The sequence below is a fragment of the Streptomyces sp. NPDC000345 genome, assembly GCF_042898825.1.
Classification (GTDB): Bacteria; Actinomycetota; Actinomycetes; order Streptomycetales; family Streptomycetaceae; genus Streptomyces.
In genome coordinates, this window is record NZ_JBIAZE010000001.1 from 867,721 (window position 1) to 893,358 (window position 25,638).

A 25,638-nucleotide genomic window follows, 5' to 3' on the forward strand; every position below is an offset into this window, starting at 1 on the left:
GCCCTCTGTCCGTCCTCGCCGACCAGGATCCGGAGCCCATGGCATGACCGATGGCATGACCGTCTGCCTGCTCCTGCTGAGCGCCGTCGCGCTCACGGCCGCCGTGCCGGCCCCGCGCGCGCTGACCCGGGCCGAGTGGCCCGAGCGGGAGCCGGTGGTGGCGCTGTGGGTGTGGCAGTGCCTGGTCGCCACGGTCCTGCTGTGCTGCCTGACGGCGCTGGTGCTCGGCGCCGCCGCCGTCTTCCACACGGTCCGCGCCCACGTCTTCGCCCCGGCGCCGCCGGCGGTGACCGAGGCGTACGACCTGTCCGCCGCCCCGCCCTGGGCGGCCGTGCTGACCCTGCTGCTGGCCTGCGGGGCCGCCTGGACCACCGCGATGCTGGCCCGCGAACTCTTCGACGCGCGCCGCCGTCGCGGCCAGGCCCGCGCCCACCTGCGGGAACGCGCCCCCGACCTGCCCGCGGGCCTGCCGTCCGCCCGCGGCCCGCTGCTCGTGCTGGAGGACGAGTATCCCGACGCCTGGTGGATGCCGGGCAACCCGCCCCAGCTGGTCGTCACCACCGGCGCCCTGCACCGCCTGACCTCCCACCAGCTGGACGCCGTCCTCACCCACGAGCGGGGCCACGCCCGCGCCCACCACGACTGGCTGCTCCACCTCTCGACCGCCCTTGCCACCGGATTCCCCCGCATTCCGCTCTTCTCCCACTTCTGTGACCAGACCCACCGGCTGGTCGAACTCGCCGCCGACGACACCGCCTCCCGGCGCTGCGGCCACCTGACCACCGCTCTGGCGCTGATCGAGCTGAACCAGCACCGGGGTGTCCTGTCCTGCGCCTCCAGCCACCGCCTCCTCGGCGAACGCGTCGAGCGTCTGCTCGAGCCGCCGCCCCGGCTGGGCCGCAGGCACCGGGCGCTGACGACGGCCGTGGCGGGCCTGGTGCCGCTGCTCCCACTGCTGATCGCCTTCGCGCCGGGGCTGACCGCGCTCTCGTAGGGCCGGCCGGCGCGACGGTGGCAGATCCTGCCGCCGGAGCCCGCCCTGCGCGACGGCCTCGTCGCCGCGCTCGCCGAGCCCGACCCCGTCGTCCGCGCCGCCGCCCTCGACGTGCTGCGGGCACTGCGTCTGGGCGGCCCGGACCTGTTCGGCGGTGCCCTGGACGACCCGGACGTCGCCGTCCGGATCGAGGCCGTGCGCGCCCTGGTGTCGGTGGACGCGGCCGCCCCTCTGTCCCGGGCCGCGGACGATCCCTCCCGGGAGGTCCGTGTAGCGCTGGCCAAGGGCCCGGCGGGGGTCGACGCGACGCCGGAGGCCCCCGTCACCACCACGCGGGGCCGGCTCACCGAGGACGCCGACGCCCTGGTCCGGGGTGCCGCCCACGCCGTGCTGGGCAGCACCGGCAGCCCGGCCCCGCCCGCCGCCCGCGCCGCGGCCGCCCTGTCCGACCCGGCCTGGCAGGTGCGGGCCGGCGCCGCGACGGCGCTGTCCGCGGCCCTGCCCGATGTCGCGGTGGCCGCCCTCGCCAAGGCCCTCGCCAAGGCCCTCGCCGGCCCGAACGCCGATGTCCGCAAGGCCGCCGTCCTGGCCCTGACCCGCCACCGCCGCACCGGCGACGCCCCGCGCGGGGCGGCGGCAGCGGCGCGTCCAGCCCTCGCCACGGCCACCGCGGACTCGGACGCGGACGCGGACGTCAGGGCGTACGCGGCACAGGCGCTGTGAGGGTGCCTCCGCCTCCTCGCCCGTCCCGTCGCCCGGCGTCTATATCCAGTCGTCCGGCTCGGGCTCCGCGTCCATCTCGGGCCAGTGGTCGTCGTCTGCGGCGCCGGCCTGTGCCCGGGTGGCGTCCTTCTCGCCGCCCGCGCCCGGCCCGCCGCTCAGTTCCGCCAGGACCGCGACGACGCCCTCGCCGTACGTGGCCAGCTTCTTCTCGCCGACGCCGCTGATGCCGCCGAGCTGCTGCACCGAGGTCGGCCAGGCGGTGACGATCTCCCTGAGCGTCGCGTCGTGGAAGATGACGTATGCCGGGACGCCCTGCTCGCGGGCCTGTTCGGCGCGCCAGGCGCGCAGGGCCTCGAAGGCGGGGAGCAGGTCCTCCGGCAGCTCGGCGACGGCCGCCCTGGCCTTGCCCTTGCCGGAGGAGGACGAGCCGGACGCCTTGGGTGCGACCGGCTTCTTCGGCTCCTTGCGCAGCGGCACCTCGCGCTCGCGCCGCAGTACCGCTCCGCTGGCCTCGGTCAGTACCAGGGTGCCGTACTCCCCCTCGACCGCGAGCAGCCCCTGCGCCAGCAACTGGCGGACGACGCCGCGCCATTCGCCCTCGGTGAGCTCCTCGCCGATGCCGAACACGGACAGCTGGTCGTGGTCGAACTGGATGACCTTGCCCGTGCGCTTGCCGAGCAGGATGTCGACGATCTGCACCGCGCCGAACTTCTGGCCGCGCTCCCGCTGGAGCCGCACCACCGTCGACAGCACCTTCTGAGCGGCGACCGTGCCGTCCCAGGTCTCCGGCGGGGCGAGACAGGTGTCGCAGTTGCCGCAGCCCGCCGGGTCCGGCTCCTGCCCGAAGTAGGCGAGGAGCTGACCGCGACGGCACTGGGCGGTCTCGCACAGCGCCAGCATCGAGTCCAGATGGGCGGCGGCCCGCCTGCGGAACGCCTCGTCGCCCTCACCGGACTGGATCAGCTTGCGCTGCTGTATGACGTCGTTGAGGCCGTAGGCCATCCACGCGGTGGACGGGAGGCCGTCGCGGCCGGCCCGGCCCGTCTCCTGGTAATAGCCCTCGATCGACTTGGGCAGGTCGAGATGGGCGACGAAACGGACGTCCGGCTTGTCGATGCCCATGCCGAAGGCGATGGTCGCGCAGACGACCAGGCCCTCCTCCCGCAGGAACCGGGACTGGTGCGCCGCGCGCGTGCCCGCGTCCAGGCCCGCGTGGTACGGGACCGCCTCGACGCCGTTGCGGGTGAGGAACTCGGCGGTCTTCTCGACCGAGTTGCGCGAGAGGCAGTACACGATGCCCGCGTCGCCCGCGTGCTCCTCGCGCAGGAAGGCCAGCAGCTGCTTCTTGGGATCGGCCTTGGGCACGATCCGGTACTGGATGTTGGGCCGGTCGAAGCTCGCCACGAAGTGCCGGGCGGCCGGCATGTTCAGCCGCTGGGTGAGCTCCTCGTGCGTCGCGCGCGTGGCCGTCGCCGTGAGCGCGATACGGGGGACCTCCGGCCAGCGCTCTCCCAGCAGGGAGAGGGACAGGTAGTCCGGCCGGAAGTCGTGGCCCCACTGGGACACGCAGTGCGCCTCGTCGATCGCGAACACCGAGATCTTGCCGCGGGAGAGCAGATCCAGCGAGGAGTCCAGGCGCAGCCGCTCGGGAGCCAGGTACAGCAGGTCCAGCTCGCCCGCGAGGAACTCGGCCTCGACCACGCGCCGCTCGTCGAAGTCCTGCGTGGAGTTCATGAACCCGGCGCGCACGCCGAGCGCGCGGAGCGCGTCCACCTGGTCCTGCATGAGCGCGATCAGCGGGGAGACGACCACTCCCGTACCGGGTCTGACCAGGGCGGGGATCTGGTAACAGAGCGACTTGCCGCCGCCGGTCGGCATGAGGACGACCGCGTCCCCGCCGGCCACCACATGCTCGATGACCGCTTCCTGTTCGCCCCGGAAGGCCTCGTACCCGAAGACCCGGTGCAGCGCGGCCAGGGCCTCGCTCTCCGTCCGCCCCGGTGCCCCGGTGATCCCTGTCATCTCGCTGATCCCACCCGTCCCGCCCATCGCCTCGTCCCCCGTACGTCGTCCCTCGACCACTGCCTCCACGATAGGGGCCCGGACTGACAGGGCCGGAGTTATCCACAGACCCGGCCCGGTCACCCTGTGTAAAACTCCGGTCACCGGACACGACGGTGGGCCCGGCCCCCTCCCAAGGACCGGGCCCACCGCGCGGGCACCGCGCGACTCAGCGCACGAACACCCCGGCCTGGTTCGCCAGGTCCAGGAAGTACTGCGGCGCCACACCCAGCACCAGCGTGACCGCGACGCCCACGCCGATCGCCGTCATCGTCAGCGGCGACGGGACGGCGACGGTCGGGCCCTCGGGCCGCGGCTCGCTGAAGAACATCAGCACGATCACGCGGATGTAGAAGAACGCGGCGATCGCCGAGGAGATCACGCCGACCACGACCAGCGGCGCGGCCCCGCCCTCCGCGGCCGCCTTGAAGACGGCGAACTTCCCGGCGAACCCGGAGGTCAGCGGGATACCGGCGAAGGCCAGCAGGAACACCGCGAACACGGCCGCCACCAGCGGGGAGCGCCGGCCGAGCCCGGCCCACTTCGACAGGTGGGTCGCCTCGCCGCCGGCGTCGCGGACGAGCGTGACCACCGCGAACGCGCCGATCGTCACGAAGGAGTACGCGGCCAGGTAGAAGAGGACGGAGGAGACGCCGTCGGGGGTGGTCGCGATGACACCCGCGAGGATGAATCCGGCGTGCGCGATGGACGAGTACGCCAGCAGCCTCTTGATGTCGGTCTGGGTGATCGCGACGATCGCGCCGCCCAGCATGGTGATGATCGCGACGCCCCACATCACCGGCCGCCAGTCCCAGCGCAGGCCGGGCAGGACGACGTAGAGGACGCGCAGCAGCGCGCCGAACGCGGCCACCTTGGTCGCCGCGGCCATGAAGCCGGTGACCGGCGTGGGCGCGCCCTGGTAGACGTCGGGCGTCCACATGTGGAAGGGCACCGCGCCCACCTTGAACAGCAGGCCCATGACGATCATCGCGGTGCCGATGAGCAGCAGCGCGTCGTTGCCCATGGTGTCGGCGAGCGCCGGGTTGACGTTCTTGACGGTGCCGTCGACGACCTGCGAGATGGTCGCGTACGAGACGGAGCCCGCGTAGCCGTACAGCAGGGCGATGCCGAAGAGGGTGAACGCGGAGGCGAACGCGCCGAGCAGGAAGTACTTGACCGCGGCCTCCTGCGACATGAGCCGCTTGCGGCGGGCCAGGGCGCACAGCAGGTACAGCGGGAGCGAGAAGACTTCCAGCGCGATGAAGAGGGTCAGCAGGTCGTTGGCCGACGGGAAGACCAGCATGCCGGCGACCGCGAACAGCAGCAGCGGGAAGACCTCGGTGGTGGTGAAACCGGCCTTGACCGCGGCTTTCTCGCTGTCGCTGCCGGGCACGGAGGCGGCCTGGGCGGCGAAGGAGTCGACCCGGTTGCCGTGGGTCTCGGGGTCGAGGCGGCGTTCGGCGAAGGTGAACAGGCCGACCAGGGCGGCCAGCAGGATCGTGCCCTGAAGGAAGAGGGCGGGTCCGTCGACCGCGATCGCACCCATCGCGGCGATGCGCGCCTTGGTGGTGCCGTACCCGTCCGCGGCGAGGGCGACGACCGCGGCGAACGCGGCGGCCAGCGCCACGACGGACACGAACAGCTGTGCGTAGTAGCGGTGCTTGCGCGGCACGAACGCCTCGACGAGCACCCCGACGATCGCCGCGCCCACGACGATCAAGGTGGGCGACAATTGCCCGTATTCGATCTTGGGCGCGTCGATCTTCGCGATCGGGTCGGCCGCGCCGGCCGCTGTTGTCCACAGGCTGTGGACGGCTGATGCGCTCACTTGGCCGCCTCCACCTCGGGCCGGGGGTCCTTCTCGTGTACGTCGGACAGGGTCTGTTTGACCGCCGGGTTGACGATGTCCGTGACGGGCTTCGGGTAGACGCCCAGGAAGATCAGCAGCACGATCAGCGGGGCGACGACCGCCAGCTCACGCGCGCGGAGGTCGGGCATCGCGGAGACCTCCGGCTTCACCGGTCCCGTCATCGTCCGCTGGTAGAGGACGAGGGTGTAGAGCGCGGCGAGCACGATGCCGAAGGTGGCGACGATGCCGATCGCCGGGTAGCGCGCGAACGTGCCGACCAGGACCAGGAACTCGCTCACGAACGGCGCGAGGCCGGGCAGCGACAGCGTCGCCAGACCGCCGATCAGGAAGGTGCCGGCGAGCACCGGGGCCACCTTCTGCACTCCGCCGTAGTCGGCGATGAGCCGCGAGCCGCGCCGGGAGATCAGGAACCCGGCGACCAGCATCAGGGCGGCCGTCGAGATGCCGTGGTTGACCATGTAGAGCGTGGCGCCGGACTGGCCCTGGCTCGTCATCGCGAAGATGCCCATGATGATGAAGCCGAAGTGCGAGATCGACGCGTACGCCACCAGCCGCTTGATGTCGCGCTGGCCGACGGCGAGCAGCGCGCCGTAGATGATGCTGATCACCGCCAGCACGAGGATGGCGGGTGTCGCCCACTTGCTGGCCTCCGGGAAGAGCTGGAGGCAGAAGCGGAGCATCGCGAAGGTGCCCACCTTGTCGACGACCGCCGTGATGAGGACGGCGACCGGGGCGGTGGCCTCACCCATGGCGTTGGGCAGCCAGGTGTGCAGCGGCCACAGCGGCGCCTTCACCGCGAAGGCGAAGAAGAAGCCGAGGAACAGCCAGCGTTCGGTGTTCGTCGCCATGTCCAGCGAACCGCTCGCGCGGGCCTCGGCGATCTCGGTGAGCGAGAAGCTCCCGGCCACCACGTACAGCCCGATCACCGCGGCCAGCATGATCAGACCGCCGACCAGGTTGTAGAGCAGGAACTTCACGGCCGCGTACGACCGTTGCGTGGACGCCGTCTCCTCGCCGTGCTCGTGGGCCCGGTCCCCGAAGCCGCCGATGAGGAAGTACATCGGGATCAGCATGGCTTCGAAGAAGATGTAGAAGAGGAAGACGTCGGTGGCCTCGAAGGAGAGGATCACCATCGCCTCGACGGCCAGGATCAGGGCGAAGAAGCCCTGGGTGGGCCGCCAGCGGCGGCTGCCGGTCTCCAGCGGGTCGGCGTCGTGCCACCCCGCCAGGATGATGAACGGGATCAGCAGCGCGGTGAGCGCGACGAGGGCCACCGCGATGCCGTCCACGCCCAGTTCGTAGCGGACCCCGAAGTCCTTGATCCAGGAGTGGGATTCGGTGAGCTGGTAGCGGCTGCCGTCCGGGTCGAAGCGGACCAGGACGGCGACCGCCAGGGCGAGGGTGCCGAGCGAGACGAGCAGGGCCAGCGATTTGGCGGCGTTGCGCCGGGCGGCCGGGACGGCGGCCGTGGCGACCGCCCCGATCGCCGGGAGCGCCGCCGTCGCTGTCAGCAGGGGAAAGGACATCGGTATCAGACCGCCCTCATCAGCAGGGTCGCGGCGATGAGAAGCGCCGCACCGCCGAACATCGAGACCGCGTACGACCGCGCAAAGCCGTTCTGCAGTCGGCGCAGCCGTCCGGAGAGGCCGCCGACCGAGGCCGCCGTGCCGTTGACGACGCCGTCGACCAGGGTGTGGTCGACGTACACCAGGGAGCGCGTGAGGTGCTCGCCGCCGCGGACCAGGACGACGTGGTTGAAGTCGTCCTGCAGGAGGTCGCGGCGGGCGGCCCGGGTGAGCAACGACCCGCGGGGGGCGACGACCGGGACCGGGCGGCGGCCGTACTGGGCGTAGGCGACGGCCACGCCGATCACCAGGACCACCATCGTGGAGAGGGTGACGGTGAGGGCGCTGACCGGAGAGTCGCCGTGCGAGTGGCCGGTGACCGGCTCGAGCCAGTGCAGGAAGCGGTCGCCGATGCTGAAGAAGCCGCCCGCGAAGACCGAGCCGAAGGCCAGCACGATCATGGGGATCGTCATGACCTTGGGCGACTCGTGCGGGTGCGGCTCATGGCCGTCGGCGTCGGGCTGCCAGCGCTTCTCGCCGAAGAACGTCATCAGCATCACGCGCGTCATGTAGTACGCGGTGATGGCCGCGCCCAGCAGGGCGCACGCGCCGAGGATCCAGCCCTCGGTGCCGCCCTTGGCGAAGGCCGCCTCGATGATCTTGTCCTTGGAGAAGAAGCCGGACAGGCCCGGGAAACCGATGATGGCGAGGTAGCCGAGGCCGAAGGTGACGAAGGTGATCGGCATGTACGTGCGCAGGCCGCCGTACTTCCTCATGTCGACCTCGTCGTTCATGCCGTGCATGACCGAGCCGGCGCCGAGGAACAGCCCGGCCTTGAAGAAGCCGTGCGTCACCAGGTGCATGATCGCGAAGACGTAGCCGATGGGGCCGAGGCCCGCGGCCAGCACCATGTAGCCGATCTGCGACATGGTCGAACCGGCCAGCGCCTTCTTGATGTCGTCCTTGGCGCAACCGACGATCGCACCGAACAGGAGCGTGACGGCTCCGACGACGGTGACGACGAGCTGGGCGTCGGGGGCGCCGTTGAAGATCGCCGCCGAGCGGACGATCAGGTACACACCGGCGGTCACCATCGTCGCCGCGTGGATCAGGGCGGAGACCGGGGTCGGGCCCTCCATGGCGTCCCCGAGCCAGGACTGCAGCGGCACCTGGGCGGACTTGCCGCAGGCGGCGAGCAGCAGCATCAGGGCGATGGCGGTGAGCCTGCCCTCGGTCGCGTCCCCGGCGATGCCGGGTTCTCCTTCCGTCCCGAGCAGCGGGCCGAAGGCGAAGGTCCCGAAGGTGGTGAACATCAGCATGATGGCGATCGACAGGCCCATGTCGCCGACGCGGTTGACCAGGAAGGCCTTCTTCGCCGCGGTGGCCGCGCTGGGCTTGTGCTGCCAGAAGCCGATGAGCAGGTAGGAGGCGAGACCGACACCCTCCCAGCCGACGTACAGCAGCAGGTAGTTGTCGGCGAGGACGAGCAGCAGCATCGCCGCGAGGAACAGGTTGAGGTAGCCGAAGAAGCGGCGGCGCCGCTCGTCGTGCTCCATGTACCCGACCGAGTACAGGTGGATCAGCGAGCCGACGCCCGTGATCAGCAGCACGAAGGTCATCGACAGCTGGTCCAGGCGGAAGGCGACGTCCGCCTGGAAGCCCTCGACCGGGATCCAGGAGTACAGGTGCTGGGTGAGCGTGCGGTCCTCGGCGCTCCTGCTGAGCAGGTCGCCGAAGAGGACGAGGCCGAACACGAAGGAGACGGCCGACAGGAGCGTGCCGATCCAGTGGCCGACGGCGTCGAGCCGGCGGCCGCCGACCAGAAGGACGGCCGCTCCGAGCAGGGGCGCCGCGATCAGCAGCGCAATCAGGTTCTCCACGATTCTTCCGACCCCTTACAGCTTCATCAGGCTGGCGTCGTCGACCGAGGCCGAGTGGCGGGAACGGAACAGCGACACGATGATCGCGAGTCCCACCACGACCTCCGCGGCGGCGACGACCATCGTGAAGAAGGCGATGATCTGGCCGTCGAGATTGCCGTGCATCCGGGAGAAGGCGACGAACGCGAGGTTGCAGGCGTTGAGCATCAGCTCGATGCACATGAACACGACGATCGCGTTGCGCCGGATCAGCACGCCGGTCGCGCCGATCGTGAACAACAGGGCGGCGAGGTAGAGGTAGTTGACCGGGTTCACTTCGACGCCTCCTCGGTCCGCCGGGAGTTCCCCTTGAGCTGCGGCGGTTCGATCGCGTCACGCTCGAGGCGCTCCTCGGCGCGCCGCTGCAGCGCCTTGAGGTCGTTCAGCGCCTCGGTGGACACGTCCCGGATCTGACCGCGTTCGCGCAGCGTGCTGCTGACCGTGAGGTCCGACGGGGTGCCGTCGGGCAGCAGGCCCGCGACGTCCACGGCGTTGTGCCGCGCGTACACGCCGGGCGCGGGCAGCGGCGGTACGTGCTTGCCCTCCCGGACCCGCTGTTCGGCCATCTCCCGCTGGGTCCTGGCGCGCTCGGTGCGCTCGCGGTGGGTGAGCACCATGGCGCCGACGGCGGCCGTGATCAGCAGGGCGCCGGTGATCTCGAAGGCGAAGACGTACTTGGTGAAGATCAGGGCGGCGAGGCCCTCCACGTTGCCGTTCGCGTTGGCCTGGGAGAGACCGGTGAACTCCGTCAGGGAGGCGTTGCCGATGCCGGCGATCAGCAGGATGCCGAAGCCGAGGCCGCACACCAGGGCCAGCCAGCGCTGTCCCTTGATGGTCTCCTTCAGGGAGTCCGCAGCGGTGACGCCGACGAGCATCACCACGAACAGGAACAGCATCATGATCGCGCCCGTGTAGACGACGATCTGGACGATGCCCAGGAAGTAGGCGCCGTTGGCGAGGTAGAAGATCGCCAGGATGATCATGGTGCCGGCGAGACAGAGCGCGCTGTGCACGGCCTTCTTCATGAAGACGGTGCACAGGGCGCCGAGCACGGCGACGGTGCCGAGCACCCAGAACTGGAAGGCCTCGCCGGTGGAGGTGGAGTAGGCGGCGAGTTGCGCGCTCATCGGCGGATCACCTCCTCCGAGGCGGGCTCGCCCTCACCGGAGGTGGAGGCGGCCTCCTGGGGCACCTCTCCCTTGGAGACGGCCACCTGGCGCTCCGTACCGGGCGCGGCCTCGGTGACCAGCCCCCGGTAGTAGTCCTGCTCGTCCGTCCCCGGGTAGATCGCGTGCGGCGTGTCGACCATGCCCTCGTCGAGGCCGGCCAGCAGCTGCTCCTTGGTGTAGATCAGGTTGGCGCGGCTGGAGTCGGCGAGCTCGAACTCGTTCGTCATCGTCAACGCGCGGGTGGGGCAGGCCTCGATGCACAGACCGCACAGGATGCAGCGGGCGTAGTTGATCTGGTACACCCGCCCGTACCGCTCACCCGGCGAGTAGCGTTCCTCGTCGGTGTTGTCCGCGCCCTCGACGTAGATCGCGTCGGCGGGGCAGGCCCAGGCGCACAGCTCGCAGCCGACGCATTTCTCCAGGCCGTCCGGATGGCGGTTGAGCTGGTGCCGTCCGTGGAACCGCGGAGCCGTGGTCTTCTGCTGCTCCGGGTACTGCTCGGTCAGCCGCTTCTTGAACATGGCCTTGAAGGTCACGCCGAAGCCGGCCACGGGGTTCTGGAAACCGGGCTTGGTCTCCTGGGGCTCCTCAGCCATCGGACGCCTCCTTTCCATCCAGCGATCCGTCACTGACAGTGTCCGACCCGCCACTGACAATCAGCTCCCGCTCCCGGCGCGGACGGCGCCTGGGCACCGGCGGAAGCTCCTGTCCGGGCAGCGGCGGGACGGGGAACCCGCCCGCCATCGGGTCGAAGCCGGCGGGTTCGGCGGGAGCCTGCGCCTCCTTCCCGCCGCCGCGGAACATGTCCACGACGAAGGAGAGCAGCAGCAGGAGCAGGACACCGCCGCCGACGTAGAGGGCGATGTCGGCGAAGTCGTAGTTCTCGTTGCGCAGGGTCCGCACGGTCGCGACGAGCATCAGCCACGTCACCGACACCGGGATGAGGACCTTCCAGCCGAGCTTCATCAGCTGGTCGTAGCGGACGCGGGGGAGCGTGCCGCGCAGCCAGATGAAGAAGAACAGCAGCAGCTGGACCTTGACGACGAACCAGAGCATCGGCCACCAGCCGTGGTTCGCGCCCTCCCAGAAGGCGCTGACCGGCCAGGGTGCCCGCCAGCCGCCGAGGAACAGGGTGGTCGCCACCGCCGAGACCGTCACCATGTTCACGTACTCGGCGAGCATGAACATCGCGAACTTGATCGACGAGTACTCGGTGTTGAAACCGCCGACCAGGTCGCCCTCGGACTCCGGCATGTCGAAGGGGGCGCGGTTGGTCTCGCCGACCATCGTGATGATGTAGAGGACGAAGGAGACCGGCAGCAGGATGACGTACCAGCGGTCCTGCTGCTGCTCGACGATCGTCGACGTCGACATCGACCCCGAGTAGAGGAACACCGAGGCGAACGCGGCACCCATGGCGATCTCGTACGAGATCATCTGGGCGCAGGAGCGCAGACCGCCCAGCAGGGGGTAGGTGGATCCGGAGCTCCACCCCGCCAGGACGATGCCGTAGATGCCGACCGAGGCGACCGCGAGGATGTAGAGCACCGCGATCGGCAGGTCGGTGAGCTGCATCGTGGTGCGCTGGCCGAAGATCGAGATCTCGTTGCCGGCCGGGCCGAAGGGGATCACCGCGATCGCCATGAAGGCCGGGATGGCCGCGACGATCGGCGCGAGGACGTACACCACCTTGTCGGCGCGCTTGACGATGAGGTCTTCCTTCAGCATCAGCTTGATGCCGTCGGCGAGCGACTGGAGCATGCCCCAGGGGCCGTGCCGGTTGGGTCCGATGCGCAGCTGCATCCAGGCGACGACCTTGCGCTCCCACACGATGGAGAACAGCACGGTCAGCATCAGGAAGGCGAAGCAGAACACGGCCTTGACGACGACCAGCCACCAGGGATCGCGGCCGAACATCGAGAGGTCTTCAGCGGCGAGATACGGGTTCATGCCTCCACCTCCTTGGGGGCTTCGGCGGCCGGCGTCGCCGGACCGATGCGGACGAGGGAGCCGGGTGTGGCCCCGGCGTCGGAGGCGACACCCGCGCCGGCGGAGTTCAGCGGGAGCCAGACCACCCGGTCGGGCATCTCGGTGACCCGCAGCGGGAGTTCGACCACTCCGTGGGCGCCGGTGACGGCGAGGACGTCGCCGTCCTCGACGCCCGCCTCCGCGGCCGTGGCGGCCGACACGCGCGCGTGTGCCGCGTGCCGCGTCCCGGCGAGCGCCTCGTCGCCCTGCTGGAGGACGCCCTGGTCGAGCAGCAGCCGGTGCCCGGCCAGTACCGCCTCCCCCGCGGCGGGCCTCGGCAGCACCCCCGCGGTCTCCAGGGGTTCGGTGCCGCGCGGGCCGTCCCAGGCGCCGAGCCGGTCCAGCTCCGCACGCGCGGTGCGCAGGTCCGGCAGGCCCAGGTGGACGTCCATCGCATCGGCGAGCATCTGCAGCACGCGCGCGTCGGACGGTGCCGGGCGGCGGGTCATCTGGTCGGGCTTGAGCGCGGCCTCGAAGAAGCGGACCCGGCCCTCCCAGTTGAGGAAGGTGCCCGCCTTCTCGGCGACCGCGGCCACCGGAAGGACGACGTCCGCCTGCCGCGTGATCTCACTGGGCCGCAGCTCCAGCGACACCACGAAGCCGGCCTCGGCGAGCGCCTCACGCGCGCGTGCCGGATCGGGCAGGTCGGTGACCTCCACGCCGGCGACGAGCAGCGCCTGCAGTTCGCCGGACGCGGCGGCCTCGACGATCGCGCCCGTGTCACGGCCGTAGCGGTGCGGGAGTTCGGCGAGCCCCCAGAGGGCCGCGACCTCCTCCCGCGCGCGCGGGTCGGTGGCCGGGCGGCCGCCCGGCAGCAGCGACGGCAGCGCACCCGCCTCGATCGCGCCCCGCTCCCCCGCCCGGCGCGGGATCCACACCAGCGAGGCCCCGGTGGCGTTGGCGGCCCGTACGGCGGCGGTCAGGCCGCCGGCCACGGCCGCCAGCCGCTCTCCCACGACGATCACCGCGCCCTCGGTGCGCAGCGCCGCGGCGGCCGTGCTGCCCGCCTCGTCCAGGCCGACGCCACCGGCGAGCGCGTCCAGCCACTCGGTCTCGGTGCCCGGAGCGGCCGGCAGCAGGGTGCCGCCCGCCTTCTCCAGGCCGCGCGTGACGTGCGTGGCCAGCGAGAACACCTTCTGTCCGTGCTTGCGCCAGGCCTTGCGCAGCCTCAGGAAGACGCCGGGCGCCTCCTCCTCGGACTCGAACCCGGCCAGCAGAACGGCGGGCGCCTTCTCCAAGGAGGTGTACGTGACGCCCGTCCCGTCGAGGTCACGGCCCCGGCCGGCCACCCGGGCCGCGAGGAAGTCGGCCTCCTCGGTGCTGTGCACGCGGGCGCGGAAGTCGATGTCGTTGGTGCCGAGGGCCACGCGCGCGAACTTGCTGTACGCGTACGCGTCCTCGATGGTGAGGCGGCCGCCGGTCAGCACACCGGTCCTGCCGCGCGAGGCGAGCAGTCCCTGTGCGGCGATCTGCAGCGCCTCCGGCCAGGACGCCGGTTCCAGGTCGCCCTCGGCGTTGCGCACCAGGGGCGTGTCGAGCCGGTCGCGCTGCTGCGCGTACCGGAACGCGAACCGCCCCTTGTCGCAGATCCACTCCTCGTTGACCTCGGGGTCGTTCGACGCCAGGCGGCGCATGACCTTGCCGCGCCGGTGGTCGGTGCGGGTGGCGCAGCCGCCGGAGCAGTGTTCGCACACCGAGGGCGAGGAGACCAGGTCGAAGGGGCGGGAGCGGAATCGGTACGCCGCCGAGGTGAGGGCGCCGACCGGGCAGATCTGGATGGTGTTGCCGGAGAAGTACGACTCGAACGGGTCGCCCTCACCGGTGCCGACCTGCTGCAGCGCGCCCCGCTCGATCAGCTCGATCATCGGGTCGCCGGCGATCTGGTGGGAGAAGCGGGTGCAGCGGGCGCACAGCACGCACCGCTCGCGGTCGAGCAGCACCTGCGTGGAGATCGGCACGGGCTTCTCGTACGTCCGCTTGCGGCCCTCGAAGCGGGACTCGGCGTTGCCGTGCGACATCGCCTGGTTCTGCAGGGGGCACTCGCCGCCCTTGTCGCAGACCGGGCAGTCCAGCGGGTGGTTGATGAGGAGCAGCTCCATCACACCGTGCTGGGCCTTCTCCGCGGCCGGTGAGGTGAGGTGGGTCTTCACCACCATGCCGTCGGTGCAGGTGATCGTGCAGGACGCCATCGGCTTGCGCTGGCCCTCGACCTCGACGATGCACTGGCGGCAGGCGCCGGCCGGGTCGAGGAGGGGGTGGTCGCAGAAGCGGGGGATCTCGATGCCGAGCTGCTCGGCGGCCCGGATGACCAGGGTGCCCTTGGGCACGCTGATCTCCGCGCCGTCGATCGTCAGCGTCACGAGATCTTCCGGCGGGACCGCCGCCTCTCCCCCTCCCGAGGGAGCGCTGGTGGTCACGGTCATGCGTTCACCTCCGGGCGGTCGGCCCAGGCCGTCGACTTCGCCGGGTCGAAGGGGCAGCCCCGGCCGGTGATGTGCTGCTCGTACTCCTCGCGGAAGTACTTGAGCGAGGAGAAGATCGGCGAGGCGGCGCCGTCGCCGAGGGCGCAGAACGACTTGCCGTTGATGTTGTCGGCGATGTCGTTCAGCTTGTCGAGGTCGGACATCACGCCCTTGCCGGCCTCGATGTCGCGCAGCAGCTGCACGAGCCAGTAGGTGCCCTCGCGGCAGGGCGTGCACTTGCCGCAGGACTCGTGGGCGTAGAACTCGGTCCAGCGGGTGACGGCCCGCACCACGCAGGTCGTCTCGTCGAAACACTGCAGAGCTTTGGTGCCGAGCATGGAACCCGCGGCACCCACTCCTTCGTAGTCGAGAGGGACGTCGAGGTGCTCGTCGGTGAACATCGGGGTCGAGGAACCGCCCGGTGTCCAGAACTTGAGGCGGTGGCCCGGCCGCATGCCGCCGCTCATCTCGAGGAGCTGACGGAGGGTGATGCCGAGCGGGGCCTCGTACTGGCCGGGGCCCGCGACATGGCCGCTGAGGGAGTAGAGCGTGAAGCCCGGGGACTTCTCGCTGCCCATCGACCTGAACCATTCTTTCCCGTTTTTCAGGATCGCGGGAACCGAGGCGATGGACTCGACGTTGTTCACGACAGTCGGGCACGCATAGAGGCCCGCGACCGCAGGAAAGGGGGGACGAAGCCGCGGTTGACCACGGCGGCCTTCGAGGGAGTCCAGCAGCGCGGTCTCCTCACCGCAGATGTACGCACCCGCGCCCGCGTGCACGGTGAGTTCGAGGTCGAGTCCGCTGCCCAGGATGTTCTCGCCGAGGTAGCCCGCCGCGTAGGCCTCACGCACGGCCTCGTGCAGCCGCCGCAGCACAGGGACGACTTCACCGCGCAGATAGATGAAGGCATGCGAAGACCTGATGGCATAACACGCGATCACCATGCCCTCGATGAGGCTGTGCGGGTTCGCGAAGAGGAGCGGGATGTCCTTGCAGGTTCCCGGCTCCGATTCGTCGGCGTTGACAACTAGATAGTGCGGCTTTCCATCACCCTGGGGGATGAACTGCCATTTCATTCCCGTCGGGAATCCCGCGCCGCCGCGCCCGCGCAGACCGGAGTCCTTGACGTACGCGATCACTTCGTCCGGGGACATGCGGAGCGCCTTGCGGAGCCCCTCGTACCCCTCGTGCCTGCGGTAGACGTCCAGCGACCAGGACCTCTCCTCGTCCCAGAAGGCCGACAGCACGGGTGCGAGCAGCTTCTCGGGGCTGCTGCCTTTCAGCTCGGGTGCCAAGGTCATCACTCCCCCTCCTCGGCGGCAGGCCCTGCCGGGTGGGCGGGGTCGGAGGCCGATGTCTCCTGCGGCGCGTCATGTGAACTGAGGTGCTCGGCCGGCGACGCGTCGCGCGCGGCCGCGCCGCTCGGCGCCCTGTCCTGCGGCTCGTCGTGCGGCCCGCCGTCACGCGGGTGGACCACGCGCGCGGGTGCGGTCTCTCCCCTGGCCAGGCGGAGGCCCGTCAGCGAGGCCGGTCCCGCGCTGCCGCTCGCCTCGACGGCGCCGTCCCGCTCGTCGGGGAAGCCCGCCAGGATGCGGGCGGTCTCCTTGAAGGTGCACAGTGGCGCCCCGCGCGTGGGCGACACCGTGCGGCCGGTCCGCAACTCGTCCACCAGGCGCTTCGCGCTCTGCACGGTCTGGTTGTCGAAGAACTCCCAGTTGACCATCACGACCGGCGCGAAGTCGCAGGCCGCGTTGCACTCGATGTGCTCCAGGGTGATCTTTCCGTCGTCGGTGGTCTCGCCGTTGCCGACGCCGAGGTACTCCTGGAGGGACTCGAAGATCGCGTCGCCGCCCATCACCGCGCAGAGGGTGTTGGTGCAGACCCCCACCTGGTAGTCGCCGCTCGGCCGGCGGCGGTACATGGTGTAGAAGGTGGCGACCGCGGTGACCTCGGCCGTGGTCAGGCCCAGGACGTCCGCGCAGAACTGCATCCCGGTGCGCGTGACGTGGCCCTCCTCCGACTGCACGAGATGCAGCAACGGCAGGAGCGCGGACCGGGAGTCGGGGTAGCGGGCGACGATCGCGCGCGCGTCCGTCTCCAGCCGGGCCCGGACGTCGTCCGGGTAGGCGGGCGCGGGCAGTTCGGGCATGCCCAGGCTGACGCCCCGCTCGGAAGAAGAGGTGGTCACCGGTCGACGCCTCCCATCACGGGGTCGATGGACGCGACGGCGACGATGACGTCGGCGACCTGGCCGCCCTCGCACATCGCCGCCATGGCCTGCAGGTTGGTGAAGGACGGGTCCCGGAAGTGGACCCGGTAGGGACGGGTGCCTCCGTCGGAGACGGCGAGCACCCCTAGTTCGCCCTTGGGCGACTCGACCGCCGCGTACGCCTGTCCGGGCGGGACGCGGAAACCCTCGGTGACCAGCTTGAAGTGGTGGATCAGGGCCTCCATGGAGGTGCCCATGATCTTCTTGATGTGGTCGAGGGAGTTGCCCAGGCCGTCCGGTCCCAGGGCGAGCTGGGCGGGCCAGGCGATCTTCTTGTCGCCCACCATGACCGGGCCGGGCTGCAGCCGGTCCAGGCACTGCTCGACGATCCTCAGCGACTGGCGCATCTCCTCCAGGCGGATCAGGAAGCGGCCGTAGGAGTCGCAGGAGTCGGCGGTCGGGACGTCGAAGTCGTAGGTCTCGTAGTCGCAGTACGGCTGGGCCTTGCGCAGGTCGTGCGGCAGGCCGGTGGAGCGCAGGATCGGGCCGGTGGCGCCGAGGGCCATGCAGCCGGCCAGGTCGAGGTAGCCGACGTCCTGCATACGCGCCTTGAAGATGGGGTTCCCGGTGGCGAGCTTGTCGTACTCGGGGAGGTTCTTCTGCATCTTCTTGACGAACTCGCGGATCTGGTCGACCGCGCCGGGCGGCAGGTCCTGGGCGAGTCCGCCGGGGCGGATGTACGCGTGGTTCATCCGGAGGCCCGTGATGAGCTCGTAGATGTCGAGGATCATCTCGCGGTCACGGAAGCCGTAGATCATGATCGTGGTGGCGCCGAGTTCCATGCCGCCGGTGGCGATGCACACCAGGTGGGAGGACAACCGGTTCAGCTCCATCAGGAGCACTCGGATGATCTTGGCGCGCTCGGGAATCTGGTCCTCGATGCCGAGGAGCTTCTCGACGGCGAGACAGTAGGCGGTCTCGTTGAAGAAGGACGTCAGGTAGTCCATGCGCGTCACGAACGTGGTGCCCTGCGTCCATGTGCGGAACTCGAGGTTCTTCTCGATGCCGGTGTGGAGGTAGCCGATGCCGCAGCGGGCCTCGGTGACCGTCTCGCCCTCGATCTCCAGGATGAGGCGGAGCACGCCGTGCGTGGAGGGGTGCTGGGGGCCCATGTTGACCACGATGCGCTCGTCGTCGGCGCGGGCGGCGGACTGGACCACCTCGTCCCAGTCGCCACCGGTGACCGTGTAGACGGTGCCCTCGGTGGTCTCGCGGGGAGAAGCGTGTGACGTGCTCATGAGTACGACCTCCGCTGGTCCGGAGCCGGGATCTGGGCGCCCTTGTACTCGACGGGGATGCCGCCGAGGGGATAGTCCTTGCGCTGCGGGTGGCCCTGCCAGTCGTCCGGCATCATGATCCGCGTCAGGGCCGGGTGACCGTCGAAGACGATCCCGAAGAAGTCGTACGTCTCGCGCTCGTGCCAGTCGTTGGTCGGGTACACGGTGACCAGGGACGGGATGTGCGGGTCGGCGTCCGGGGCGCTGACCTCCAGGCGGATCAGCCGGTTGTGGGTGATCGAGCGCAGGTGGTAGACGGCGTGCAGCTCGCGGCCCTTGTCGTTGGGGTAGTGCACGCCGCTCACGCCGGTGCAGAGCTCGAAGCGCAGGGCCGGGTCGTCGCGCAGGGTGCGGGCGACGCGGAGCAGGTGCTCACGCTCGATGTGGAAGGTCAGCTCGCCGCGGTCGACGACCGTCTTCTCGATCGCGTTCTCGGGGAGGAGACCCTGTTCCTCCAGGGCGCCTTCCAGTTCGTCGGCGACCTCGTCGAACCAACCGCCGTAGGGCCGGGCGGCCGGGCCGGGAAGGCGGACGGAGCGGACCAGGCCGCCGTAGCCGGAGGTGTCCCCTCCGTTGTTGGCGCCGAACATGCCGCGCTGGACGCGGACCTCCTCGCCACCCTGGCCGCGCTGGCCGGGGAGGTTGGAGGCGGAGAGGTCCTTCTCGGGGTTCACCCCGTTCGACCCGTTCGCGCCATGGGTGCCGTTCGCGTCGCTCACCGCAGCAGCCCCTTCATCTCGATCGTGGGCAGGGCCTTGAGCGCGGCTTCCTCCGCCTCGCGGGCCGCTTCCTCGGCGTTCACGCCCAGCTTGGAGTTCTGGATCTTGTGATGGAGCTTGAGGATCGCGTCCATCAGCATCTCGGGGCGCGGCGGGCAGCCGGGGAGGTAGATGTCGACGGGGACGATGTGGTCGACGCCCTGGACGATCGCGTAGTTGTTGAACATGCCGCCCGAGGACGCGCACACGCCCATGGAGATGACCCACTTCGGGTTCGGCATCTGGTCGTAGACCTGCCTCAGCACCGGGGCCATCTTCTGGCTCACCCGGCCGGCGACGATCATGAGGTCGGCCTGGCGCGGGGATCCGCGGAAGACCTCCATGCCGAAGCGGGCCAGGTCGTAGCGGCCGGCGCCAGTGGTCATCATCTCGATGGCGCAGCAGGCGAGGCCGAACGTGGCGGGGAAGACGGACGCCTTGCGCACCCAGCCCGCGGCCTGCTCGACGGTGGTCAGCAGGAATCCGCTCGGCAGCTTTTCTTCGAGTCCCATGACTAAAGGCCCCTCAGTCCCATTCCAGGCCGCCGCGCCGCCACACGTACGCGTAGGCGACGAAGACGGTGAGCACGAAGAGCAGCATCTCCACGAGCCCGAAGACACCCAGGGCGTCGAAGGTGACGGCCCAGGGGTAGAGGAAGACGATCTCGATGTCGAAGACGATGAAGAGCATCGCCGTCAGGTAGTACTTGATGGGGAAGCGCCCGCCGCCGGCCGGCGTGGGGGTCGGCTCGATACCGCACTCGTAGGCCTCGAGCTTGGCGCGGTTGTACCGCTTCGGCCCGATCAGCGTGGCCATGACCACGGAGAAGATCGCAAAGCCTGCCCCGAGGGCTCCCAGTACGAGGATGGGCGCATACGCGTTCACCGCTCCTCGCTCCTCTCAGTCGGCACTGACTGCTGGCGATGGCATCGGACTCACATCCGCCTCGTGTGCCCCACGAACCCCGCCCGTCCCGGCGAAGATCGCGAACATGTGAAGCAGGTCACAAGCCCAACTGCCTCGCATCTTATGCCCGCCGCTCTGTGATCTGCGACACGGGGTATTGCACAAGCTTTGTGATCTCCACCACCTGACGAAGGATCATGAAGTCATATCAGCGGTGATCTTCGTACTCGAAGCGTCAGAGTGATCACAAGAAGTGACATTTACGCTCGTCACCGCAGGCCGGGCGGGGCGTCTCCATATCAAGAGGCTTCCCTTGCATGCAAATTGGCGGTGGACGCGGGGGCTTGATAGAGGAGCACGTTCACACATCGGGGGAGCCCGGGGCCGGATGTGGACGCGTGCACGCGTTCACGAGCGGAACGAAGTCGATCTACGCGCGTGACGCGGCCCCACCGGTGACCGTTCCGTGACCTCCACCACATCGATGAGAGACCTCTGAGAACCGGGCTTGGCCAACGATCCCAACCGATGGTAGGCGGAGGGCAATTCGGACGTAACAGCGAAAGGCCATGATCACAGGCCCGATCGCCCGTGTCCACAATGTCCGTTACGGCGTCAATAAAGAGTGGCGCGAAGGGTGTTCGGGGGCTCCATTGAACAAATGTGGCGCAGCACACGTTTCTTGAAGGTATGGAGGAGCCCCTGATACCGGTTGGACTCATGTCCCACACCGCTCACATACGCAGCCACCGGAAACCCCGCCGCAGCGCGTCGACGATCGCGATGCGGGCCGGAGTCGCCAGTGGTGTCCTCGGCACGCTGGCCGTCGCCACGGCGGCCGGTTCGGCCAACGCCGCCGAGCCGGTGACCCAGACGCTCGAACTGCCCGTCTTCACGGGCGACCTGGCCGCCCAGGTGGCGCAGTCCGCGCAGGCCACGCAGCAGGCCGCCGCGAACTACCAGCTCGATGCCGAGCGTGACGCGGCCGCCGAGGCGGCCGCAAAGGAGGCCAAGAAGGACCTCGCGGCCGCCAAGAAGGCCGAGGCGAAGAAGAAGGCGGAGGAGGCCCGCAAGGCCGCCGCGGAGGCCGCCTCCCGTTCCGCGGGACGTTCCACCCTCTCCACGTCCACCACGACCGTCTCCGCGCCCGCCAGCGGCAGCGTGGCCACGGTCATCGCCTTCCTCAAGGCTCAGGTGGGCGACGCATACGTCATGGGCGGCACCGGCCCCAACGCGTGGGACTGCTCGGGCCTGGTCCAGGCCGCCTTCAAGCAGGTCGGCGTCGACCTGCCGCGCGTCTCGCAGGACCAGTCGACGGTCGGCACCGACGTCTCCCTGTCCAACCTCCAGGTCGGCGACATCCTCTACTGGGGTGCCAAGGGTTCCGCCTACCATGTGGGCGTCTACATCGGGAACGGCCAGTACCTGGACGCGGCCAACCCCTCCAAGGGCGTCGTCATCCAGGACCTGTCCGGATACCCGGCGTCGGGTGCGGTGCGCGTCCTCTGAGACACGCCGCCACAGCACTCACGCACGCGTAAGGGCCGCAGCCGCTCGGGGGCAGCGGCCCTTCGCGCTGCCCCCGCGTCCGCGACCGCGGCCGGAGGGAGGTCCGCCGGTCAGGCCTTCGGGGCCACCTTGGTTCCACCGAGGTAACCATCGGACGGGAAATTTCCTACCGGCGGTGTTACGTTTTAGGTATGAGCAGTCACGTGGCACCCCAGGCCGTCGAGCGGGCCGGCAAGAGATCCGTGTCGCTCGCCCAGTCACTGATCAAGGAAGTCGAGGAACGCGCCGGCAAGAGCGGATTCTCCTCCGTCGTGGCCGAAGCTCTGGAGGAGTGGCTCGCCGCGCAGAAGCTCCGTGAAGTCGTGACCGCCGACCGCAAGGCGTTCGGCCCCGTCTCCGCCGAAGCGCGGCGGCAGGCGGAGGAGGAGTGGTAAGCAAGCGCCTCAAGATCAAGGCAAAGAGCGAGGGCACGCTCGTCCTGGACGCCCAAGGGCTCTCACTGCACGTCGACGGTGACGAGGGGATGCGTGCGCGCATCGAGGTCGCTCAGCAGAGCGGCCGGCGCGTGGCGCTGTCCGCACTGACACCCTTGGAGGTGCGCCGGACAGGGGAAGCCGCCAAGCGACTCCAGTTCCTGCTGTCCCGGTTCGACGTGAAACCGGTCAACGACGCGGTGACGGACGCCGCAGCGAAACTGCTGGACGCCTCGGGCCTTGACGGACACGAATGCCTCGTGGACGCCCTCGTGGTCGCCACGGCCGCACTCTGCACTCCCCCGGTACTACTCGTCACTTCTGACAAGTCGCACATCCCGGCGCTGTGCAAGGCCGCCGAGGAGCTTCCCGGCTCACCGAAGGTGAAGATCGTCAACGTGTGACGGCCAAACGCCACGAGCCGGGCCGCTCGACTGTCCAACGAGCGGCCCGGCGTCGAACCATCAAGCTCGGGGTGCCACCTTGCTCAGGCCGTTGATGATGCGGTCCATCGCGTCGCCGCCCGTGGGGTCGGTGAGGTTGGCGAGCATCTTCAGCGTGAACTTCATCAGCATCGGGTGGGTCAGACCGCGCTGCGTCGCGATCTTCATGACCTTCGGGTTGCCGATGAGCTTCACGAAGGCACGGCCCAGGGTGTAGTAGCCGCCGTAGGTGTCGGCGAGGATCCGCGGGTAGCGCTGGAGGGCGAGTTCGCGCTGGGCGGGGGTGGCGCGGGCGTGGGCCTGGACGATGACGTCGGCGGCGATCTGCCCGGACTCCATGGCGTAGGCGATGCCCTCGCCGTTGAAGGGGTTGACCAGACCGCCGGCGTCGCCGACCAGCAACAGGCCCTTGGTGTAGTGGGGCTTGCGGTTGAAGGCCATGGGGAGGGCGGCGCCGCGGATCGGGCCGGTCATGTTTTCGGGGGTGTAGCCCCAGTCCTGAGGCATGGACGCGCACCAGGCCTTGAGGACCTCGCGCCAGTCGAGCTCCTTGAAGGAGTCGGAGGTGTTGAGCACGCCCAGGCCCACATTGCTCGTCCCGTCGCCCATGCCGAAGATCCAGCCGTAGCCGGGCAGGAGACGGTCCTCACCGGGGCCGCGGCGGTCCCACAGCTCCAGCCAGGACTCCAGGTAGTCGTCGTCGTGGCGCGGGGAGGTGAAGTACGTGCGGACCGCGACGCCCATCGGACGGTCCTCGCGGCGGTGCAGGCCCATCGCCAGCGACAGCCGGCTGGAGTTGCCGTCGGCGGCCACCACCAGCGGGGCGCGGAAGGTGACTTCGCGCTTCTCCTCGCCCAGTTTGGCGTGCACGCCGGTGATGCGGCCGGTGCGGTCGTCGACGACGGGGGCGCCGACGTTGCAGCGCTCGTAGAGGCGGGCGCCCGCCTTCTGGGCCTGGCGGGCGAGTTGCTCGTCGAAGTCGTCGCGCTTGCGGACCAGGCCGTAGTCGGGGAAGGAGGCGAGATCCGGCCAGTCCAGCTGGAGCCGCACTCCGCCGCCGATGATCCGCAGCCCCTTGTTGCGCAGCCAGCCGGCTTCCTCGGAGATGTCGATGCCCATGGCCACGAGCTGCTTGGTGGCGCGGGGGGTGAGGCCGTCGCCGCAGACCTTCTCGCGCGGGAACTCGGTCTTCTCCAGCAGGAGTACGTCGAGTCCGGCCTTCGCGAGGTAGTACGCGGTCGTGGAGCCGGCCGGCCCCGCGCCGACGACGATGACGTCGGCGGTGTTCTCGGAGAACGGCTCGGAGGCGGACTCGGAGTGGGGCTCGGTCTCGACGGTCACGGCGGGATCTCCCCAAGTTCGGAATCTACGTGCCGACCGGCACTGGACATGGGCAGTCTATGCAGCACAATTGATCACCCGGCTGAAGGGCTGCCCCGTGAACCGAGCTCTCCCCGTAGTACGGCTGCGCGTCCCCACGGACGAGGACGCGGTCGCCTGGCACCGGGTCTTCGACCACCCGGACGTCATGGAGTTCCACGGCGGGAGGTCCGCCGAACTCTCCGCCTACGAGGAGCTCACCGCCCGCCAGCGCCGGCACGACGCCGAGCACGGCTTCTGTCTGTGGACGATGCTCGACCAGGACGACAGGGTCGTCGGGTTCACGGGCGCGCAGCCGTGGCCCGCGGAGTGGGGGCCCAGGGGCGAGATCGAGATCGGCTGGCGGCTGGGGCGGGAGTACTGGGGGCAGGGGTACGTCACCGCGGCCGCGCAGATGACGCTGGAGCGGGTGCGGGCGGCCGGTGTGCCCGAGGTGGTGGCCATGGTCGACGCGCGCAACGCGCGGTCCATCGCCGTCACCCGGCGCCTGGGCATGCGGCTCGCGGAGGTCTTCACGACCCCGGAGTCGAAGCGCCAGGGGCACTGCTACCGGCTCGGCCTCGAACCGCGATGACACCCCACCACCCCGGAACCGGTGACGCTGAGTAGCGAAAAGTCGCGGAAAGCCACGCAGCGCTTCCGGATGGCACACCCGTGCGGTTACCCTTCCAGTACCGCTGGGGGTGACATCTGTGCTCGTACCACCCAAAACACCCGAAGTGCGCGTGCCGCGGTTCGTCGGTCTGATGGCCGTGGACGCGCGCGAGGCGGCCGCGGCGCACGGTGTGCTGCTGGCCGCTCCGGACCGGCCCGACTTCCACCGAGCCGTGGTCGACTACGTCGTACGGCAGTACCCGCCGCCCGGGGTGGAGGTGCCGCGCGGGGCCGTCGTCACCGTGTGGTTCGACTTCGCCGAGGGCGAGGGCGGCGGAGGCGCCGGCGTACGGGAGCCGCGCGTGCCGAAACCGGGCGGAGGCGGGCTGCAGCGCGAGCTGGACCAGGCCCGGGATCCCTTCGAGACGCTCAGCCGATGAGCCCCGCACCGAGGGCCCAGGGCCGAGGCGTCGGCTCTCCTCACCGGGCCCGCGGCGTCGGCTCTCCTCACCGGGCCCGCGGCGTCAGCTCTCCTTGAAGCCCCGGTGCAGGGTCACCACGCCGCCGGTGAGGTTGCGCCAGGCGACCTTGGACCAGCCGGCCTTGCGCAGCCGCTCGGCCAGCGCGGGCTGGTCGGGCCAGGCGCGGATGGACTCGGCGAGATAGACGTACGCGTCCGGGTTCGAGGAGACCGCGCGGGCCACCGGGGGCAGGGCGCGCATCAGGTACTCGGTGTAGACCGTGCGGAAGGGCGCCCAGGTCGGGTGCGAGAACTCGCAGATCACCACGCGGCCGCCGGGCCTGGTCACCCGGTACATCTCGCGCAGGGCCGCGTCGGTGTCCTGGACGTTGCGCAGGCCGAAGGAGATCGTGACGGCGTCGAAGGTGTCGTCCTTGAACGGCAGCCGCGTCGCGTCCCCGGCCGTGAACGGCAGCCAGGTGTGCTTCTTCTTGCCGACCTGGAGCATCCCGAGGGAGAAGTCGCAGGGGACGACGTACGCGCCGGTCTGCGCGAAGGGGAGGGAGGAGGTTGCCGTGCCCGCGGCGAGGTCCAGGACCTTCTGCGCCGGGCGCGCGTCGACGGCCTTCGCGACCTCCTTGCGCCACCTCCGGTCCTGGCCGAGCGACAGCACGTCGTTCGTCAGGTCGTACCGTTCCGCCACGCGGTCGAACATCGAGGCGACTTCATGGGGCTGCTTGTTCAGGGAAGCGCGGGTCACGCCGCCATTGTTGCA

General features: G+C 70.1%; 23 protein-coding genes and 1 pseudogene. 7 read left to right on the top strand and 17 right to left on the bottom strand.

What is annotated here, in order from left to right:
- The first annotated feature begins 55 nt into the window (after window positions 1–55).
- A complete protein-coding gene (locus tag ACFY30_RS04010) occupies window positions 56–994 on the top strand; it encodes a M56 family metallopeptidase (RefSeq protein ID WP_390843691.1) in 939 nt (312 codons plus the stop codon).
- A 21-nt stretch (window positions 995–1,015) separates the two neighbouring features.
- Window positions 1,016–1,717 (top strand): annotated as a pseudogene (locus ACFY30_RS04015) (HEAT repeat domain-containing protein); the annotation flags it as partial.
- Between the two features lie 39 nt (window positions 1,718–1,756).
- Here ACFY30_RS04015 and recQ read toward each other — a convergent pair.
- The 15 genes from recQ to ACFY30_RS04090 all read right to left on the bottom strand — a co-directional run bounded on the left by recQ (window position 1,757) and on the right by ACFY30_RS04090 (window position 19,983).
- Window positions 1,757–3,766: a DNA helicase RecQ gene (recQ, locus tag ACFY30_RS04020; protein WP_390843692.1), complete on the bottom strand. Its 2,010-nt coding sequence runs from the start codon at window positions 3,764–3,766 to the stop codon at window positions 1,757–1,759.
- Between the two features lie 181 nt (window positions 3,767–3,947).
- Window positions 3,948–5,606 (bottom strand): NADH-quinone oxidoreductase subunit NuoN, encoded by a 1,659-nt coding sequence (gene nuoN / locus ACFY30_RS04025; RefSeq protein WP_390843557.1) that lies wholly within the window; start codon window positions 5,604–5,606, stop codon window positions 3,948–3,950.
- Complete coding sequence (locus ACFY30_RS04030) at window positions 5,603–7,174, bottom strand: NADH-quinone oxidoreductase subunit M (protein WP_390843558.1); 1,572 nt, start codon at window positions 7,172–7,174, stop codon at window positions 5,603–5,605. The genes nuoN and ACFY30_RS04030 overlap by 4 nt, the downstream gene beginning before the upstream one ends.
- A 5-nt stretch (window positions 7,175–7,179) precedes the next feature.
- Entirely contained in the window at window positions 7,180–9,093 is a 1,914-nt protein-coding gene (gene nuoL / locus ACFY30_RS04035; protein ID WP_390658039.1) for an NADH-quinone oxidoreductase subunit L, read from the bottom strand.
- 15 nt (window positions 9,094–9,108) lie between these two features.
- A complete protein-coding gene (nuoK, locus tag ACFY30_RS04040; protein ID WP_003974374.1) occupies window positions 9,109–9,408 on the bottom strand; it encodes an NADH-quinone oxidoreductase subunit NuoK in 300 nt (99 codons plus the stop codon).
- On the bottom strand, window positions 9,405–10,259 hold the full coding sequence (locus ACFY30_RS04045; RefSeq protein ID WP_390843559.1) for an NADH-quinone oxidoreductase subunit J: 855 nt from the start codon (window positions 10,257–10,259) through the stop codon (window positions 9,405–9,407). The genes nuoK and ACFY30_RS04045 overlap by 4 nt, the downstream gene beginning before the upstream one ends.
- Window positions 10,256–10,897: an NADH-quinone oxidoreductase subunit NuoI gene (gene nuoI / locus ACFY30_RS04050; protein ID WP_390843560.1), complete on the bottom strand. Its 642-nt coding sequence runs from the start codon at window positions 10,895–10,897 to the stop codon at window positions 10,256–10,258. Before nuoI ends, ACFY30_RS04045 begins: the two co-directional genes overlap by 4 nt.
- A complete protein-coding gene (nuoH, locus tag ACFY30_RS04055) occupies window positions 10,890–12,251 on the bottom strand; it encodes an NADH-quinone oxidoreductase subunit NuoH (RefSeq protein WP_390843561.1) in 1,362 nt (453 codons plus the stop codon). Before nuoH ends, nuoI begins: the two co-directional genes overlap by 8 nt.
- The gene (locus ACFY30_RS04060) at window positions 12,248–14,752 is read right to left on the bottom strand and encodes an NADH-quinone oxidoreductase subunit G (protein ID WP_390843562.1); all 2,505 of its coding nucleotides are present in this window, start codon (window positions 14,750–14,752) and stop codon (window positions 12,248–12,250) included. Before ACFY30_RS04060 ends, nuoH begins: the two co-directional genes overlap by 4 nt.
- Window positions 14,749–16,098, bottom strand: coding sequence for an NADH-quinone oxidoreductase subunit NuoF (nuoF, locus tag ACFY30_RS04065; protein ID WP_390843563.1), 1,350 nt, complete (start codon window positions 16,096–16,098; stop codon window positions 14,749–14,751). The genes ACFY30_RS04060 and nuoF overlap by 4 nt, the downstream gene beginning before the upstream one ends.
- Complete coding sequence (gene nuoE, locus ACFY30_RS04070) at window positions 16,095–16,982, bottom strand: NADH-quinone oxidoreductase subunit NuoE (protein WP_390843564.1); 888 nt, start codon at window positions 16,980–16,982, stop codon at window positions 16,095–16,097. Before nuoE ends, nuoF begins: the two co-directional genes overlap by 4 nt.
- Window positions 16,979–18,301: an NADH-quinone oxidoreductase subunit D gene (locus tag ACFY30_RS04075; RefSeq protein WP_390843565.1), complete on the bottom strand. Its 1,323-nt coding sequence runs from the start codon at window positions 18,299–18,301 to the stop codon at window positions 16,979–16,981. The genes nuoE and ACFY30_RS04075 overlap by 4 nt, the downstream gene beginning before the upstream one ends.
- Window positions 18,298–19,059: an NADH-quinone oxidoreductase subunit C gene (locus tag ACFY30_RS04080; protein ID WP_390843566.1), complete on the bottom strand. Its 762-nt coding sequence runs from the start codon at window positions 19,057–19,059 to the stop codon at window positions 18,298–18,300. Before ACFY30_RS04080 ends, ACFY30_RS04075 begins: the two co-directional genes overlap by 4 nt.
- Complete coding sequence (locus tag ACFY30_RS04085; protein WP_055635348.1) at window positions 19,056–19,610, bottom strand: NADH-quinone oxidoreductase subunit B family protein; 555 nt, start codon at window positions 19,608–19,610, stop codon at window positions 19,056–19,058. The genes ACFY30_RS04080 and ACFY30_RS04085 overlap by 4 nt, the downstream gene beginning before the upstream one ends.
- A gap of 13 nt (window positions 19,611–19,623) precedes the next feature.
- Window positions 19,624–19,983, bottom strand: a complete 360-nt coding sequence (locus ACFY30_RS04090) for an NADH-quinone oxidoreductase subunit A (RefSeq protein ID WP_007383963.1) — start codon at window positions 19,981–19,983, stop codon at window positions 19,624–19,626.
- A gap of 711 nt (window positions 19,984–20,694) precedes the next feature.
- On the opposite strand from ACFY30_RS04090, the gene ACFY30_RS04095 reads away from it, so the two are divergent.
- From ACFY30_RS04095 to ACFY30_RS04105, 3 genes are all read left to right on the top strand, one after another.
- Window positions 20,695–21,513, top strand: a complete 819-nt coding sequence (locus ACFY30_RS04095; RefSeq protein ID WP_390658030.1) for a C40 family peptidase — start codon at window positions 20,695–20,697, stop codon at window positions 21,511–21,513.
- Window positions 21,514–21,704: 191 nt separating this feature from the next.
- Window positions 21,705–21,947, top strand: a complete 243-nt coding sequence (locus ACFY30_RS04100; RefSeq protein WP_157863495.1) for a hypothetical protein — start codon at window positions 21,705–21,707, stop codon at window positions 21,945–21,947.
- A complete protein-coding gene (locus ACFY30_RS04105) occupies window positions 21,941–22,390 on the top strand; it encodes a DNA-binding protein (RefSeq protein ID WP_351920438.1) in 450 nt (149 codons plus the stop codon). The genes ACFY30_RS04100 and ACFY30_RS04105 overlap by 7 nt, the downstream gene beginning before the upstream one ends.
- Before the next feature lie 60 nt (window positions 22,391–22,450).
- On the opposite strand, the gene ACFY30_RS04110 is transcribed toward ACFY30_RS04105, so the two are convergent.
- Window positions 22,451–23,770 (bottom strand): geranylgeranyl reductase family protein, encoded by a 1,320-nt coding sequence (locus tag ACFY30_RS04110; protein ID WP_390843567.1) that lies wholly within the window; start codon window positions 23,768–23,770, stop codon window positions 22,451–22,453.
- Window positions 23,771–23,867: 97 nt separating this feature from the next.
- Between ACFY30_RS04110 and ACFY30_RS04115 the strand changes: the two genes are divergently transcribed.
- Window positions 23,868–24,383: a GNAT family N-acetyltransferase gene (locus tag ACFY30_RS04115; RefSeq protein WP_390658028.1), complete on the top strand. Its 516-nt coding sequence runs from the start codon at window positions 23,868–23,870 to the stop codon at window positions 24,381–24,383.
- A 145-nt stretch (window positions 24,384–24,528) separates the two neighbouring features.
- Entirely contained in the window at window positions 24,529–24,843 is a 315-nt protein-coding gene (locus tag ACFY30_RS04120) for a PASTA domain-containing protein (RefSeq protein WP_390843568.1), read from the top strand.
- An 84-nt stretch (window positions 24,844–24,927) separates the two neighbouring features.
- Here the strand turns inward: ACFY30_RS04120 and ACFY30_RS04125 are convergent, their stop codons facing one another.
- Window positions 24,928–25,623 (bottom strand): demethylmenaquinone methyltransferase, encoded by a 696-nt coding sequence (locus ACFY30_RS04125; protein ID WP_390843569.1) that lies wholly within the window; start codon window positions 25,621–25,623, stop codon window positions 24,928–24,930.
- Window positions 25,624–25,638: the final 15 nt, after the last annotated feature.

Coding starts and splice junctions, on each gene's coding strand:
- ACFY30_RS04010 (WP_390843691.1), top strand. CDS start 56: ATGACCGTCTGCCTGCTCCTGCTGAGCGCCGTCGCGCTCACGGCCGCC.
- recQ (WP_390843692.1), bottom strand. CDS start 3,766: ATGGGCGGGACGGGTGGGATCAGCGAGATGACAGGGATCACCGGGGCA.
- ACFY30_RS04030 (WP_390843558.1), bottom strand. CDS start 7,174: ATGTCCTTTCCCCTGCTGACAGCGACGGCGGCGCTCCCGGCGATCGGG.
- ACFY30_RS04045 (WP_390843559.1), bottom strand. CDS start 10,259: ATGAGCGCGCAACTCGCCGCCTACTCCACCTCCACCGGCGAGGCCTTC.
- nuoI (WP_390843560.1), bottom strand. CDS start 10,897: ATGGCTGAGGAGCCCCAGGAGACCAAGCCCGGTTTCCAGAACCCCGTG.
- nuoH (WP_390843561.1), bottom strand. CDS start 12,251: ATGAACCCGTATCTCGCCGCTGAAGACCTCTCGATGTTCGGCCGCGAT.
- ACFY30_RS04060 (WP_390843562.1), bottom strand. CDS start 14,752: ATGACCGTGACCACCAGCGCTCCCTCGGGAGGGGGAGAGGCGGCGGTC.
- ACFY30_RS04075 (WP_390843565.1), bottom strand. CDS start 18,301: ATGAGCACGTCACACGCTTCTCCCCGCGAGACCACCGAGGGCACCGTC.
- ACFY30_RS04085 (WP_055635348.1), bottom strand. CDS start 19,610: ATGGGACTCGAAGAAAAGCTGCCGAGCGGATTCCTGCTGACCACCGTC.
- ACFY30_RS04095 (WP_390658030.1), top strand. CDS start 20,695: ATGGAGGAGCCCCTGATACCGGTTGGACTCATGTCCCACACCGCTCAC.
- ACFY30_RS04100 (WP_157863495.1), top strand. CDS start 21,705: ATGAGCAGTCACGTGGCACCCCAGGCCGTCGAGCGGGCCGGCAAGAGA.